This window comes from Pseudonocardia nantongensis, from assembly GCF_046546495.1.
In the GTDB taxonomy this organism is placed as follows: domain Bacteria; phylum Actinomycetota; class Actinomycetes; order Mycobacteriales; family Pseudonocardiaceae; genus Pseudonocardia; species Pseudonocardia nantongensis.
The window spans coordinates 24745-39743 of record NZ_JBKGXT010000003.1 but is presented as its reverse complement, the minus strand read 5'-3'; the positions used below and the strand labels follow the sequence as shown (position 1 = coordinate 39743).

Annotated in this window: 15 protein-coding genes; 8 read left to right on the top strand and 7 right to left on the bottom strand. The window is 73.9% G+C overall.

The annotated features are described in order from the left end of the window. Window positions 1-8 precede the first annotated feature (8 nt). Entirely contained in the window at window positions 9-1010 is a 1002-nt protein-coding gene (locus ACLFMI_RS03970; protein ID WP_410946345.1) for a putative sugar O-methyltransferase, read from the bottom strand. A 146-nt stretch (window positions 1011-1156) separates the two neighbouring features. On the opposite strand from ACLFMI_RS03970, the gene ACLFMI_RS03965 reads away from it, so the two are divergent. The 4 genes from ACLFMI_RS03965 to ACLFMI_RS03950 all read left to right on the top strand — a co-directional run bounded on the left by ACLFMI_RS03965 (window position 1157) and on the right by ACLFMI_RS03950 (window position 5544). Then, on the top strand, window positions 1157-1831 hold the full coding sequence (locus ACLFMI_RS03965) for a glycosyltransferase family 2 protein (protein WP_410946344.1): 675 nt from the start codon (window positions 1157-1159) through the stop codon (window positions 1829-1831). After that, the gene (locus ACLFMI_RS03960; protein WP_410946343.1) at window positions 1828-2313 is read left to right on the top strand and encodes a DUF2304 domain-containing protein; all 486 of its coding nucleotides are present in this window, start codon (window positions 1828-1830) and stop codon (window positions 2311-2313) included. Before ACLFMI_RS03965 ends, ACLFMI_RS03960 begins: the two co-directional genes overlap by 4 nt. Before the next feature lie 144 nt (window positions 2314-2457). After that, the gene (locus tag ACLFMI_RS03955) at window positions 2458-4503 is read left to right on the top strand and encodes a DUF6541 family protein (protein ID WP_410946342.1); all 2046 of its coding nucleotides are present in this window, start codon (window positions 2458-2460) and stop codon (window positions 4501-4503) included. Window positions 4504-4596: 93 nt separating this feature from the next. After that, a complete protein-coding gene (locus ACLFMI_RS03950) occupies window positions 4597-5544 on the top strand; it encodes an NAD-dependent epimerase/dehydratase family protein (protein WP_410946341.1) in 948 nt (315 codons plus the stop codon). 68 nt (window positions 5545-5612) lie between these two features. Here the strand turns inward: ACLFMI_RS03950 and ACLFMI_RS03945 are convergent, their stop codons facing one another. The 3 genes from ACLFMI_RS03945 to ACLFMI_RS03935 form a co-directional block, all read right to left on the bottom strand. After that, window positions 5613-6617: a decaprenyl-phosphate phosphoribosyltransferase gene (locus tag ACLFMI_RS03945; RefSeq protein ID WP_410946618.1), complete on the bottom strand. Its 1005-nt coding sequence runs from the start codon at window positions 6615-6617 to the stop codon at window positions 5613-5615. 232 nt (window positions 6618-6849) lie between these two features. Next, entirely contained in the window at window positions 6850-7458 is a 609-nt protein-coding gene (locus ACLFMI_RS03940; protein WP_410946340.1) for a phosphatase PAP2 family protein, read from the bottom strand. Between the two features lie 228 nt (window positions 7459-7686). Next, window positions 7687-8538, bottom strand: coding sequence for an HAD family hydrolase (locus tag ACLFMI_RS03935; RefSeq protein ID WP_410946339.1), 852 nt, complete (start codon window positions 8536-8538; stop codon window positions 7687-7689). Window positions 8539-8603: 65 nt separating this feature from the next. On the opposite strand from ACLFMI_RS03935, the gene ACLFMI_RS03930 reads away from it, so the two are divergent. Then, window positions 8604-9731: a nucleotide disphospho-sugar-binding domain-containing protein gene (locus tag ACLFMI_RS03930; RefSeq protein ID WP_410946338.1), complete on the top strand. Its 1128-nt coding sequence runs from the start codon at window positions 8604-8606 to the stop codon at window positions 9729-9731. 95 nt (window positions 9732-9826) lie between these two features. Then, window positions 9827-10465 (top strand): endonuclease, encoded by a 639-nt coding sequence (locus ACLFMI_RS03925; protein ID WP_410946337.1) that lies wholly within the window; start codon window positions 9827-9829, stop codon window positions 10463-10465. 72 nt (window positions 10466-10537) lie between these two features. Here the strand turns inward: ACLFMI_RS03925 and ACLFMI_RS03920 are convergent, their stop codons facing one another. From ACLFMI_RS03920 to ACLFMI_RS03910, 3 genes are read right to left on the bottom strand one after another with little or no spacing between them, the layout of a single operon-like run. Next, entirely contained in the window at window positions 10538-10990 is a 453-nt protein-coding gene (locus ACLFMI_RS03920) for a DUF350 domain-containing protein (RefSeq protein ID WP_410946336.1), read from the bottom strand. A 49-nt stretch (window positions 10991-11039) separates the two neighbouring features. Next, window positions 11040-12215 (bottom strand): glutathionylspermidine synthase family protein, encoded by a 1176-nt coding sequence (locus tag ACLFMI_RS03915; RefSeq protein WP_410946335.1) that lies wholly within the window; start codon window positions 12213-12215, stop codon window positions 11040-11042. Window positions 12216-12218: 3 nt separating this feature from the next. Next, a complete protein-coding gene (locus ACLFMI_RS03910) occupies window positions 12219-12887 on the bottom strand; it encodes a hypothetical protein (protein ID WP_410946334.1) in 669 nt (222 codons plus the stop codon). Between the two features lie 267 nt (window positions 12888-13154). Between ACLFMI_RS03910 and ACLFMI_RS03905 the strand changes: the two genes are divergently transcribed. Both ACLFMI_RS03905 and ACLFMI_RS03900 read left to right on the top strand, forming a co-directional pair. Next, on the top strand, window positions 13155-14606 hold the full coding sequence (locus ACLFMI_RS03905) for a septum formation family protein (protein WP_410946333.1): 1452 nt from the start codon (window positions 13155-13157) through the stop codon (window positions 14604-14606). Between the two features lie 10 nt (window positions 14607-14616). Continuing rightward, window positions 14617-14967: a metallopeptidase family protein gene (locus ACLFMI_RS03900; RefSeq protein ID WP_410946332.1), complete on the top strand. Its 351-nt coding sequence runs from the start codon at window positions 14617-14619 to the stop codon at window positions 14965-14967. Window positions 14968-14999: the final 32 nt, after the last annotated feature.

The window sequence follows — 14999 nt, the reverse complement described above, 5'->3', positions numbered from 1 at the left end:
GCCCGTGCTCAGGAACGCCGGGCCAGGACCATCACCTCGGACACCGTGCCCTCGGAGTCCTGGCCGTAGAGCCCGGCGTCGGAGTCGACGAGCTCGTAGCGGTCGAAGAACTCCAGGTAGCGCTGCCGCAGCATCGGCTCGCGCACTCCTGGCTTGCCGGTCGGCGAGTTCCGCAGCAGGAGCCAGCGGGCGCCCAGGTCGGTGACCAGGTTCGCGTAGTTCGCGACGACCTCGGGCTCCATCTCCTGGAACGAGATGAAGTTGGCGAACAGGTCGACGGTCCCGGCCAGCTTCGGCAGCTGCCAGGAACACAGCACCGTCGCGGGCTGCTCGATCTCGTCGATCGAGATCTTCTCCTGCTCCCGGGTCGCCGCGTGGTCGAGCACGCGGCTACTGCCGAGCACCTGCTGCAGGTAGTGGGTGGCGACGGCGGCGACCGGCGGGATGTCGACGTCGATGTAGCGCAGGCCCTCGTTGCGCGGGACCAGGATCTCGCCGAGCGTGCCGAAGCCGCCGCCGATCTCGAGCACGGTCGAGACCTCCAGGTCCGGCACCGCACGCTTGAGCATGACCAGGCCGCGCAGGTAGTTCAGCGACGACCGGCTGTACCGGCGTCCGCCGAAGACCAGCTGCTCGGCCGGGGCACCGACGGTCGACTCGGAGAACCCGTCCAGCCGCGGGGCCCGCTCCGCCGGGTCCAGCGCGCGCACCGCGGCGTGGTGCCCGCGCGCGACCGGCAGCTGGTCGATCCGCTCGGCCAGCAGCTTCCCGGGCGTGCCGGCGAACGCGAACGCCCGCGACAGCGCCATCGCCGGGCGGGACACCGGGGCGTAGCGGGGGGCGTAGAAGAAGGTGGCGCTGGGGTGCCGGCGGAACTCGTCGAAACCGCGCTCGCGCAGGTCGGCGACCACCTTCTCCAGGCCGGTCCGCCAGAAGTCGGTCGGCCGGTACAGTTCTGGCGCCGCGTCCAGGTCGGACAACATCAGCTCGAGAAGCGCGCGGGGGTCCACGACCCCGACGGTACGGAACGCACCTTTCGTCCGGTTCGCCGTCCTCCCCTGCCTTCCGGCCCGGAACGCGGGGGATAGCCTGTACGCGGGCGGGACCACTCCCTCCCGGCAGATCTGCGGGGACGAACTGGCGCGAGGGAGCGAGGGTGCCCGACACCGGCACGTGGGTGGTGGTCCCCGTCTTCAACGAGGAGACCGTCATCGCCGACGTCGTGGCCGAGATCCGGACCGTCTTCCCGAACGTGGTCTGTGTGGACGACGGCAGCCGGGACGCCTCCGCCGAGCAGGTCGCCGGGACTCCCGCGCACCTGGTCCGGCACCCGATCAACCTGGGTCAGGGCGCCTCCCTACAGACCGGGATCGAGTACGCGCTGCGCCGCGGCGCCGAGCGGATCGTCACCTTCGACGCCGACGGCCAGCACGACGTGCACGACGCCGAGCGGATGGCCGAGCTCATCCGCGGCGGCACCGCCGACGTCGTCCTGGGCTCACGGTTCCTGGAGCCCACCGAACCGGTGCCCGCCCTGAAGCGGCTGGTGCTGCGCACGGTCGCGGCACTGTCGCCGGCCAGCCGGAAGCTGCGGCTGACCGACGCGCACAACGGCCTGCGGGTGCTGTCCCGCGCCGCCGCGGACGAGCTCCGCATCACCATGAACGGGATGGCGCACGCGTCCGAGATCGTGGCCACGCTGGCCCGATCGTCGTGGCGGGTGCGCGAGGTCCCGGTAACGATCCGATACACCGAGTACTCCCGGTCCAAGGGGCAGTCGTTGTTCAACGGGGTGAACATTCTGTTCGATCTGTCGGTGCGGCAGCGATGATCCTGGAGGCGAACACGGTGATCCTGCAGATCATCCTGCTGCTGGCCGCCATCGGTGCACTGCTCTACTTCGTCCGCAGTGGTCAGACGGTCGGCGTGCGGGCCAGCAAGCGGATCGCGTTCGGCGCGTTCGTGCTGGTCAACATCTACGCCGTGCTCCGGCCGGACGACGTCACGGTCCTGGCCCGCGCGCTGGGTATCGGCCGTGGCACCGACCTGATCGTCTACCTGCTGGTCGTCGCGTTCGTGTTCGGGATGCTGAACTCCTACCTGCGGGACCGGGAGATCAGTCAGCACCTGACGAACCTCGCCCGGCAGATCGCCGTCCGGGACGCCGAGCTGTCCCGCCGCGAGCAGGAGCTGGCCGAGCGGCTCCGCGAGCTCACCGAGCAGCGGTCCGCCACCGAGGCACTTCCGCCGACCGGCAACGGGACGGGCGGAAGCCACGACGACCGGTCTCCGGAGCAGACCACCCGGCTCTGACCTACCCGTTCGGGTCACCCACTCGCTGTCCTATGCTCCGCCAGGTGCGAACGTCGAGGCTCGTCGGTCACCGGTCATGACGGCCGGCTCCGACGATCGGCCGCAGGCTCCGGCCCCTCGGTTCCTGACGGATCGCCGCCGATCATGACGTGGCTGGCAGCGGTCCCGGTCGGTCTGATCGCCACAGCGTGGTGTGTGCTACCGGGAGCGATCATCGGCCGGGCAGCCGGCTGGCGGGGGATCGCCTGCTGGGGGGCGGCCCCGCTGGTCTCGATCGGCGTCATCGCCACGTCCGCGGTCGTCGCGAGCCGCCTCGGTGCCGCATGGGGACCGTGGCAGGTAGCCGTAGCCTCGCTGGCCGTCGCCGGCGGGGCGCTGGCCGTCCGCCTCCTCATCACGCGGGCGCTCCGCTCGCCCTCGGCGAGCCTCGCCACCCTGAGTCCGGGGCTTCCGGGCGCCACCGGGGACCGGACGGCACCCGACGACCGGTACTCCAGCCCAGCACTGCTCGTCGGGATGGTCGTGACCGTCGCCATCGGCTGGCTGACGGTCGTTCTGGGGTTCGGCCCGGTCGACTCGATCTCGGCGACGTACGACGCGGTCCACCACTACAGCGCGGTCGCCTGGATCCTGCACACCGGCGACGGCTCGTCCCTCACTCTCGGCGGTCTGACGAACCCCGGTCACCCGGTCGCCTATCCGGCTGCGTGGCACGACCTCGTCGCGCTGGTCGTCATGACCTCCGGGGCGACGATCCCGGTCGCGAGCAATCTCGTCGCCATCGCCGTCGCCGCCGTCGCCTGGCCGCTGTCCTGCGTGCTGCTGGTCCGGCAGATCATCGGTCCCTCGGCGGGCGCCCCGCTGGTCACCCCTGTGCTCGCGACCGCGTTCACGGCGATGCCGTGGATGGTGATGACCTGGGGTGTCCTGTGGCCGAACCTGCTGGGCCTGGCGCTCGTCCCGGCGGGACTCGCGGCGGTCGTCTCCGTGCTCGGGCTCGCAGACGGTCGCGGCGCCTTCGGCCGGCCCGGAGGGGTTGCACTCGGCCTGCTCGCCGTACCCGCTCTCGGATTCGCCCATCCGAACGCAGTGGTCAGCCTCGTGGTTCTGGGGCTGTCCCCGCTGCTGTGGGCCGCGGTCCGGCTGTCCCTGCGGCAGTTCCCCACCTGCCGGTACGTGATGCCGGTGGCGGCGGTGGCCGGTGCCGTCGCAGCTGTGGCCGCGACGGGTTGGTTCCTGGCGTCCTCACCGGTCCTCGACTCCGTGCGGTCGTTCGACTGGCCCGCGTTCACCGACACCGACGGTGCGCTCCTCGGCGTGCTGTGGAACGCCATGAACGAGCGTCCGGAGCTGTGGGTGATCTCGGTGCTGGTGGTCGTCGGCGCCGTGTTCGCGGTGCGCCGGGCGAGCACCGGCTGGCTGGTGCCCGCCCACCTCACCTCCGGCTTCCTCTACCTGCTCGCCGCGTCCCGTGAGGACGAGCTGACCACCGCACTCACCGGAGCCTGGTACAACGACTCGTACCGGATCAGCGCGGTGGTCCCGGTCACCGGCGTGCCGCTGGCGGCCGTCGGCGTACTCGGATCGACCGGGCTGCTGATCAGCTGGGCGGGGCGGCTTCGCGGAAGCCCGTTCCCGCCCGGCCGGACCCGGTTCCTCGTCGTTCCAGCAACCGCCGTCGTCACCGCCGGCCTGGTCCTCGCCTCCGACGGGTTCCGCATCGGCGTCCACGCGATCACCCTGGCGGCCACCTACCAGCGCGACGCCACGACGATGCTCGCACCCGGCCAGCGGGACTTCCTCGAGTCCGCCGGGCGGCTGCTGCCCGCCGACGCAGTGGTGGCCGCCAACCCGTGGACGGGCAACGTCTTGCTGTTCCCACTGACCGAGCACGACGTGACGTTCCCGCACATGTCCGGGAACTGGACCCCCGATCAGCGGGTGGTGCAGGAACGGCTTCGCGATGCGGCCAGCGATCCCACCGTGTGCCCCGCCGCGCGGGCCGCCGGTGTCACCCATGTGATCGACGCACCGGTTTCGTTCTGGCCGGACGACGCCCGGTCCCACAGCTACCCGGGACTCGCCGGCATCGGCGAGGTCCCCGGCTTCGAACCGGTCCTCTCCGGCGGTGGCAGCACGCTCTACCGCATCACGGCCTGCGATCGTCCCCGTGCCCGGTCGACCGGGTGATCATCCGGGCCCGGTCCGCGTGCGCCGTGGCGATACCGTGTCGGAGTCGACGACCACGGCCACCAAGCTGTCCCCCACGGCCCCGGAGGAAGCATGCGCGCACTCGTCACCGGCGGAGCCGGATTCATCGGTTCCACCCTGGTCGGCGCGCTGATCGCCCGCGGCGACGAGGTGCTGGTGGTCGACGACCTCTCGGCCGGCAAGCGGGAGAACCTGGACCCGGCGGCCCGGCTGATCGAGGCGGACATCCGGGACACCGGGCGGATGGCCGTGATCGCCGCGGAGTTCCGACCGGACGCGGTGTACCACCTGGCCGCCCAGATCGACGTCCGGACGTCGATGGCCGACCCGCTGCACGACGCGTCGGTGAACGTCCTCGGCACCCTGAGCGTGCTGCAGGCCGCGCGGGACGCCGGTGCCCGGGCGGTCGTCGTCTGCTCCACCGGCGGTGCGATCTACGGCGACGGCGCCCCGCTGCCGACGACCGAGGACGAGCCGCCGGAGCCGGAGTCGCCGTACGGTCTCGGCAAGCTCGCCGCGGAGCGCTACACCCGGTTCTTCGTCCGCGCGCACGGGCTGCCGGCGCTGGTGCTGCGGTTCGCCAACGTCTACGGCCCACGCCAGCACCCGGCGGGCGGGGCCGGCGTCGTCTCGCTGTTCTGCGACCGGGCCCGCACCGGCGGGCGGCCGACCGTGTTCGGCGACGGCGGCCAGACCCGGGACTTCCTCTACGTCGGCGACGTCGCCCGGGCCGCGCTCGCGTCCGCCGACCGGCTCGCTGCCGGGGAGCTGGCCGGCGAGGTGTTCAACGTCGGCACCGGCACCGAGTCGACGATCACCGAGCTGGCCGCGACGATCGGCCGGGTCGCCGGGCTGGACGCGGACGCCTTCGCCCCGGAGTTCGAGGCCGCGCGGCCGGGCGAGCTGCGTCGCAGCTGCCTGGACCCCTCGCGCGGGCTGGCGGCGCTGGGCCTGCCCGCGCCGACGACGCTGGCCGTGGGCCTGGCCGCCACCTGGACCTGGCACACCCGGCGCTCCTGAACCACCGCCGGACCGGACACACCACGGGCCCGGCCCCCGTCGGGGAGCCGGGCCCGGTGCGGCGCGGATCAGCTGTAGACGGCCAGGGTGAGCATCACGATCCAGGCCAGCGCGAGCACCTGCAGCACCCGGTCGCCGAGCGCGATCTCCTCCGGCTCGCCGCCGGTGCCCCGGTCGACGTCGACCGAGTACCGCAGCACCGCGATCACGAACGGCACGATCGAGATCACCGACCACACGGTGTTGTGGTGCGTCTCGCGGATCTCGAACGCCCACAGCCCGTACGTCATGATCATGACGGTGGCCGAGAGCGACCAGATGTAGCGCAGGTAGGAGGCCGAGTAGCTCTCCAACGACTTGCGGATCTTCGCGCCGGTCCGCTCGGCCAGCATCATCTCGGCGTAGCGCTTGCCGGCCACCATGAACAGCGAGCCGAACCCGGCCACCAGCAGGAACCACTGGGACAGCACGATCCCGGTGGCCACACCGCCGGCGATGGCGCGCATCAGGAAGCCGGACGCGACGATGCAGATGTCGATCACCGGCTGGTGCTTGAGCCACAGGCAGTACGACAGCTGCACCGCTACGTAGATCGCGAGCACCAGGATCAGTTCCCAGGTGACCGCGATCGAGACCGCGATCGCCGCGACGAACAGCACTGCGGCCGTCACGTAGGCCAGCGGCAGCGGCACGATGCCGGCCGCGATCGGGCGGCGGCACTTGGTCGGGTGCACCCGGTCGGCCTCGACGTCGAGCGCGTCGTTGACCAGGTAGACGCCGGAGGCGGCCAGCGAGAACGCGACGAACGCGAGCACGCAGTCGAGCAGCACCGGCAGGTCGAACACGCCGCCGCCGACGAACGGGGCCGCGAACACCAGGACGTTCTTCACCCACTGCCGCGGGCGCATCGTCTTGAGCAGGCCGCGGGCGGTGCGGCCGGCGGTGCGCTTCCCGGGCGGGCCGGGGACGGCGGCGACCTCGGCCTCGGACGCGTCCGGATCGGCCGCGGCGGCGTCACCCTCGTGGCCCTCCGGAGCACCGGCGTCGTCCGGGGCGTCCGGCTCGACGGCGATGTCGGTGGCGGCGTCGGCGGGGGCACCGTCTGCGGTAGCGGAGCCGGCGGCAGCGGAGCCGGTGACAGCCGAGTCGGCGGCCGGGCCGGTCGCGACCGGCGTCGCCCCGGCGGTCTCCGACGCGGCACCCTCCGGCGCGGCACCGTCCGACGCGGTCTCCGGCGCGGCGCGGTTCGAGGTGGCGCCGGCGTCCTTCGCGGGCACCTTCGTGGGGTCGGTGCTGGTCATACGCTCACCCTCCGGTGGTCGGGGTGCGAGAAATGGTGCGACGGGCTCCGACGGCCACGGCGGCACCCAGTGCGGTACCGGTGGCGACGTCGGTCGGGTAGTGCACGCCGAGCACCAGGCGGGACAGCGCCATCGTGGCCACGGTCGCGGCCGCACCGGCCCGCGCCGAGCGGCCCAGCAGGCCGGCGTAGAGGATCGCGGCCGCGGTGGTGGACGTGGCGTGCGAGGACGGGAAGCTCAGCCGGCTCGGGGTGCCGACGAGGACCCGCACCGTGGGGTGTTCCGGGCGGCGCCGGCGCACCACGCGCTTGACGCCGATCGAGGCGCCGTGCGCGAACACGACCGCGGCGGCCGAACCCAGCCACTCGCGGCGGCGGGTCCGGTCCAGCGCGGCACCGGCGAGGCCGATCGCCAGCCAGCCGGCCGCGTGCTCACCGAACAGCGACATCGCGCGGGCCACGCGGACGGTCGCCGGGTTCGCCACCGCGCCCTGCACGGCCGCGAGGGCCGCGACCTCACCGCTCGCCGGACCGGCCGGCCGATCGGCGGTGCCGGTCGTGTCGGGCCCGGACCCGGTCGGGTGCGGACCGGGTCGGTCCAGAGTGTCGGCCACGGGGTGGTGCCCTCCAGGCGTGCCGCTGGCACCCGGCGCGTTCCCGGGCGATGACAGCCGGTGATGGTACGCGCGGCCGCGATCCCGGCCCGGCCCGGGGGCGGCCCGGGACCCGCCCGCGAGCACCGGGTGAACGCCCGGCGAACCCCACTCGACCAGCGACGTCGGCCGTGGCCGCCGGACGGTGCGTGCGGCTCGACGACCGGTGCCCGCCCTCCCGGGCGCCGGTCAGAACCAGCGTTCGAGGACCTCGGCCAGGCCGTCCGCGGTGTTCGGTGTCGTGACCTCGTCGGCGACCCCGGCGAGGTCCGGGTGCGCGTTGCCCATCGCCACCCCGCACCCGGCCCAGCGCAGCATCTCGCGGTCGTTCGGCATGTCCCCGAACGCCACGGTCTCCGCCGCGGTGACGGAGAGCCGCCGGGCCACCTCGGCCAGCCCGGTCGCCTTCGTGACCCCCGGCGCGGACGCCTCGACCAGCCCGGACGGGTGCGAGAACGTCAGGTCGGCCAGGCTGCCGACCTTCGGGCCGAGCAGCGCGGTCATCTGCTCGCTGGTGAGCTCGGGGGCGCGGATCAGCAGCTTGGTCACCGGGCGGGCCAGCAACTCCTCGCGGCTGGCCGGACCGGCGTCGGAGTCTCCCCAGGCGTGCACGTAGCCGGGCTCGGCGAGGAACTCGTCGACGGAGCCGAGGGTGACCCCGCCGGACGCGGCGCCGCTGCCGGCCGTCCCCACCCGCTCGACGCCGAACCCGCACCCCGGGAACAGCTCACCGGCCAGCTCGGCCACCCGGCGGACGGCGTCCGGGTCCAGGGTCTCCGCGTCCAGCAGCACGTCGTCGGCGGCGTCGTAGAGGACCGCGCCGTTCGCGCACACGCAGAGCCGCACCAGGCCCTCCGGCAGCCGCTCGACGACCTGCGGGATCCACCGCGGCGGCCGTCCGGTGACGAGCACGACACCGGCACCGGCCCGGACCGCCCGGGTGAGCGCCGCGGCGGTGCGCGGGGAGACGGCGTCGCGGTCGTCGAGCAGGGTGCCGTCGACGTCGGTCGCGACCAGCCGCGGCGGGTTCTCGGCGATCACACCGACGAGCCTACGGCCCGCCCCGGGACCCTCCGCACGCTCCGCCGGATGGCTACCCTCGACCGGTGCGCGTTCTGGTGGTCGCGACCCCGCTGACGGGGCACCTGGCGCCGCTGCTGCCGCTCGCCCACGCGCTGTGGGACTCCGGGCACGAGGTGCTGCTGGCCGCCGGCGGCGACGCGCTGCCGGCGGGCGCCGGACCCGGTTCTCCGACCCACCCGCTGCCCTTCATCGACATCGCGCGGAACGTGCGGATCGGCCGGCTCGCGGCCCGGTCGCTGGTCACGCACCCGGCGGCGGCCCGCGCCGAGCTCGCCGGGCGCGGGTCGGAGGCGGGTCTGCGGTCGTTGTTCGGGCCGGTCAACGAGGAGCTGACCGACACCCTGGTGACGGTGGCCGAGCAGTGGCGCCCGGACGTCGTGGTGCACGAGCCGCTGGCCGTGGCGGGCGCACTGGCCGCGGCCCGGCACGGAGTGCCTGCGGTACTGCACGAGAACGGCCTGCACGACGGCGCGGCCGCGTTCGGTGCCGTCCTGGACTCCAAGGCCGTGGCGCGGGCCCGGCACCGGCACAGCGTGCACGAGGTCCCGGCACCGGCGGTGACCCTGACGATCGCCCCGGCCAGCGTCGTCGGGCTGCGCGACGGGCTCCCGGTACGGCCGGTCCCGGCCGGTCCGCCGTCCGGCACCGAGCACGTTCCCGGCTGGTTGCGGGCGCCGTCGGAGCGGCCGCGGATCCTGGTGACCCGTGGCGGCGGGCCGGTCCGCGGCAGCCTGCAGGCCTCCGCCGTGCAGGCCGCGGCGCAGCTGGACTGCGAACTGGTCCTGGTCCGCCCAGCCGGACGGCTGGCCCGGCAGCTCGGTCCCGGGGTGCGCACGATCGGCCGCCTCGCGCCGGACGGCGTGCTGCCCGGCTGCGCGGCCGTCGTGCACGGTGGCGGAGCGGCGAGCGTGCTCACCGCGCTGACCGCCGGGGTCCCGCAGCTCGCCCTGCCCGGGCCCGGCGACCGGCGGCACAACGCCGCGCTGGTCGAGGGGCGCGGCGCCGGGCTCGCCGGGCCGGTCACCGGCGAGGCGCTGCACCGGCTGGTGCACGACGGCGAGCTGGCCGCCGCCGCCCGCGAGGTCCGGGCGGAGATCGCCGCGATGCCTCCGCCGCAGGCTCGGGTCGACGTGGTGACGGCCCTGATCTGACAGCACAGATCTGACAGACGGCACTGATCCGACAGCACTGATCTGAGCGGCGCCCGGGCACGCGTACGGGGGTCGCGGGCGGGTATCCGGTCGGTATGGCGACACACGACGCGACCGTGTCCGCGTTGCTGGAGCGCGCGGGCACGACCTACGCCGACGAGGCCGGCATCACCCTGCGCGACACCCCGGCGCCGCTGTACCGGCTGCTGGTGCTCGGCACGCTGCTCTCGACGCCGGTGCAGTCGTCGCTGGGGGTGGCCGCGACCCGCGAGCTGATCGACGCCGGTATGGGCACCCCGGAGAAGATGCGCGACGCGACCTGGCAACAGCGGGTGGACGCGCTGGGCCGCGCGCACTTCACCCGGGTCGACGAGCAGACGGCCACCGCGCTCGGCGACGGCGCCGCGCAGCTGCTCGACGACTACGCCGGTGACCTGCGGAAGCTGCGCGACGCGGCCGACCGGGACCCGAAGCGGATCCGGAAGCTGCTCACCGCGTTCCCGCGGCTCGGCCCGACCGGCGCCGGGATCGTCACCCGGGAGGCGCAGGCGGTGTGGCCGGAGCTGCGCCCGTCGCTGGACGGCAAGGCGCGCCAGGGTGCCGAGCGGCTCGGCCTGCCCACCGACCCGGACGAGCTGGCCGGGCTGGTCGACGGCGACGAGCTCGCCCGGTTCGCCGCGGCGCTGACCCGGGTGGGGCTGGACGAGGGCCTCGCGGACGGGATCCGGGGCTAGAAGATCGGGCCTGGGACGCCGCGCCCGCCTCCCGGGGCCTCGAAGGTGCCCCTCGGGGCGGCAGCCCCGGGGCTAGAACACCGCGACGGCGACGATGAGGCCGAGCGCCAGGTGCGCGGCCGCGACCACCTTGGCGGCGGCCCGCGGCTCCTCGGCCTGGATGACCTCGCCGATGTCGATCCCGGTCACCCACTCCAGCAGCCGCACCGCGGCAACCTGGGCGATGATCCCGACCAGGCCGAACACCAGCGACGAGATCATGCCCTGCAGCAGCGACCCGTACGACGAGTAGATCGCCAGCACGATGATGAACGCCATCGAGATCATCCCGGCGGCGGTGATCGTGACGGCGTTCGGCAGGCCGGCGCGGACCATCCGGGGCAGCTTGCCCGGCGTCGTCAGGTCGATCGCCCAGAAGCCGATCAGCATCATCAGGGTGCCGATGACGGCGTAGAGCAGGATCGCGCCGATGCCACGGGTGAGAAAGCCCCAGTACGTGGCGTCGAGCGCCTGGGCGAGGATCACGAGAACTACCTCCGGCGGGGAGAAGAAGGGGGAGCGGAACGGGGAGCGGTCAGGTGGTGGGGATGCGGTGCGGCACGAACGCCGCGCCGTCGTCGGTGATCAGACCGGCGGTCTCCCGGATGCTCATCCCGGCGGCGGTGTCGCCGACCAGCCAGGCACCGATGCAGGGCCGGTACCCGTCGAACTCGGGCAGCGGGGCGAACATCTGGTAGACGAAGCCCTCCTCGCCGTACACGCCACCGGTCACGGTCTCGTGCGCGCCGGTCCCGGGGGCGACGACCTGGATGTTCGAACCCTCCCGGCCGAGCAGCGGCTTGCGGACGTACTCGGTGAGGATCCCGGGGTCGCCGAGCGAGGCGGGCAGCAGGTTCGGGTGCCCCGGGTACATCTCCCAGAGCACCGCGAGCAGCGCCTTGTTCGACAGCAGCGTCTTCCACAGCGGCTCCATCCAGAGCGTCTGCGGCAGGCTGCGGGTGACGTGCTTGCCGAACGAGTCGCCGAGGATCCACTCCCAGGGGTAGAGCTTGAAGACCCCGGACATCGGGGCCTCCTCGAGGTCGACGAACCGGTCCAGCGCCGCGTCCCAGCCGATGTCCTCGATGGACAACCCGACGGTGTCCAGACCGGCCTCGGCCGCGGTCTCCTGTAGATAACCGACGGTGACGTGGTCCTCACCTGACGACTCGGCCCCGGACCAGGTGAAGTGCATCTCGGCCGAGGGCAGTCCGGCCCGGACCTCTCCCCAGCGCTCGACCAGCTTCTCGTGCAGCGAGTTCCACTGGTCGTCGCCGGGGTGGACGTCCTGCAGCCAGTACCACTGCAGGATCGAGGCCTCCAGCAGCGACGTCGGGGTGTCCGCGTTGTACTCCAGCAGCGTGGCCGGGCCGGAGCCGTCGTACCGCAGGTCGAAGCGGCCGTAGATGTGCGGGTCCGAGCGCTTCCAGGAGTCGGTGATCGCCTGCCAGCTCCACTCCGGCAACGCGAAGTCCCGGAACCGCTCGGTGGTCACCACGTGGTCGACCGCGGCCAGGCACATCGAGTGCAGGACCTCGACGTCGGCCTCCAGCGAGAGGATCTCGTCCATCTCGAACGCGTAGTGCACCGACTCGTCCCAGTACGGCCGCGCGCCGCCGGACCCGTCCCGGCCGGGGGTGCCGAACACCAGGCCCTGCTCGGCGACGATGCTCTGCCAGTCCGGGCGCGGGGTGCCGCGCTCGCGTCGCACGCCTCAGCTCCCGCTGGAGGAGCCGCTGCCGCTGCCGCCGTAGGATGAGCTGCCGCCCACCCCGAGGCCGCCGCGGGAGATCGTGCTGCCCGACGTGCCGCTGCGCACGCTCGTTCCGGACGACGGCGGCGCCACCGTGCCGCCGGTCGCGACCTGGCCGACGCCACCGGAGCCGCCGTAGTTGTAGTGGTACTGCCGGCCGCCGCCGCCGAGGAAGATCGGCACGAAGGCGAACCCGCCACCGTTGCTGACCTGCCCGTTCTGCGAGGCCCCGGAGCAGTTCTCGTCCGGCACGACGACCTGGTTCTCGTCGACGCAGCGGGCCTCGACCTCCTCGGTCGGGGCGGACGCCGCGTACACGCCGGCGATCAGCGCGACGACGCCGATCGTGGCGCCGGCACCGATCAGCACCCGCTTGGTGGTCCGGGAGCGGGCCTCCTTGAGCCGCACCGCCTCGCGGTCGGCGGCCAGGCGCTGCTCGCGGGCCCGCTTCTCGGCCAGCGTCGGCTCGCGCGGGGTGGTGCTGCCGTCCTGCTGCCGGATCCGGCCACGGGGCGGCGTGCCGCCCCCCGTCGGGTTCCCGGTCCCGTCCGGGCCGCCGGACTCGTCCTGCGGCCGGTCGAACCGGCTCGTCCCGTCGTCACCGCTGGAATGACGTCCGTCGTCGGTCATCGCGCAACATCCATCGTTCTGAGAAACCCCCCGCCGCGCACCGTACCGGGCGCGACGATCGTCGCGAACCGATCGGCGATGACGATTCGGCTGCGGTTCGGGGCGGGCCGGGTGGCCGGGGTGTCCCGACGAACGGCCTGCACCACGGCCGGGTACACCGCATCACGCGGGCACCCCGCACGTTCGCAGCACACCGGCGACCGACCGCCGCGCCGGTGTGCTCGGCCGGGTGATGCCGCCCCGACCGGCTGCATCATGGACGGTGCCATGGATCCCAGCTCCCCCACCGGCGACGCTCCCCCGACCCGCCGGCATGCCGCCCCCGCGCCCGGCCAGGGCGGACCCCCGGAGACCCCCGGGCAGCCCGGGGAGCAGGTCTACGACGGCTACGACGGCCGCTACTCCCGGCGCGGCCCCGCCGGGAGCAGCGGCAGCACCTCGGTGCTCGCGCGCCCGGCCGACGCCGAGGCCCCGACCCGCGCGTCCGCGTCGCCGGTGGCCCCGACGCGCCGCCGGCGCGCCGCCGAGCCGGAGCCCGACACCACGCTGGTCTCGCCGGACCACACGCCGGCGGCACCCGGCGGCGGTCGCTCCGGCGGACTGCTCGGCGCCCGCCGGGTCGGGATCGGGATCCTGCTCGGCGCGTTCGTGATGCTGGCGGTCGCGTCCATGGACTCGCTGCTCGGCGCCGAGGTGCCGGTGCTGGGGTCGTTCGCCTCGTCCGGCGGGGCCGCCACGGCCGACGCGCCCCCGCCGATGCCGCCCCCGCCGGACACCGCGGGCACCTGCCTGAACTGGTCCCGTGCGGATGCCACCGACACCGCGGCCGTCGACTGTGCGCAGCCGCACCTGTTCGAGCAGGCAGGCCGGGTCGCGCTGGCCGACCAGCCGGTGTTCCCGGCGGATGCGACCTGGCAGAAGCTGGTCTCGGAGCGCTGCACCCCGCTCGTCGACCGCTACCTGAACGGTCGCTACGACCCGGACGGCAAGTTCCGGGTCGGCGCGCTCAAGCCGTCCCAGCAGCGGTGGGACGAGGGCGACCGGGGGATGCGCTGCGGCCTGCAGACCGCCTCCCGCAGCGGCGCGATGTTCCCGATGACCGGCAAGGTCGCCCAGCAGGACCAGTCCGCCGTGCAGCCGGTGGGCACCTGCCTGGCGATCGACGGGCGCACCGTCGGGGACCCGACCCGGTGCGGCACCCCGCACGCCGTCGAGACCGTCGGCGTGGTCGACCTCGGGACCGAGTTCCCCGAGGAGTTCCCGTCCGTCGAGGACCAGGACAAGTTCCTGCAGCCGGCCTGCACGGACGTGGCGAACTCCTACGCGGGCAACGACAAGGTGATCGCCGACAAGGGCCTGACCGTCTACTGGAACAACCTCTCCGATGAGTCCTGGCAGGCCGGCAGCCGCAAGGTCAACTGCAACGTGGGCACCCTGCTCCCGGACGGCAGCGGGTTCGCGTCGATCACCGGTTCGCTGAAGGGCCGGCTCACCGTCGCCGACCAGGCCGCGCCGCCCGCACCCACCGCGCCGGGCGTGCCGTCCGGAGCTCCGGGCACGCCGGCGGCGCCGTCCGAGTCGGCCGAGGGTTCGCCCGCGCCGGTCCAGCAGCCGGAGTCCGGGCAGCCCGCGGCACCGGACCCCGCGGACCCGTCCCGGCCCGAGGCCCCGCCGAGCCTGGACGTGCCGTCCGGGCTGCCCGGCCTGAGCCCTCCCTGACCCGCCGGCGATGGCGGTGCCGATGACCCCCGACCGGTTCGACGAGCTGGTCGGCGACGCCCTCGACCTGGTCCCGGCCCCGCTCGCCGCGGCGATGGACAACGTCGTCGTCCTGGTCGAGCCGCGGAACGACGAGGAGCCGGAGCTGCTCGGGCTCTACGAGGGCGTCGCGCTGACCGAGCGGACCGCGGACTACGCCGGCGAGCTGCCGGACCGGATCACGATCTACCGGGACGCGGTCCTGGACTTCTGCGACGACGAGGAGCAGGTCGTGGACGAGGTCGCGATCACCGTGGTGCACGAGATCGCGCACCACTTCGGCATCTCCGAGGAGAAGCTGCACGATCTCGGCTGGGGCTGAGCCGGGACCGAGCCGTGGCCCGGCCGGGGCCG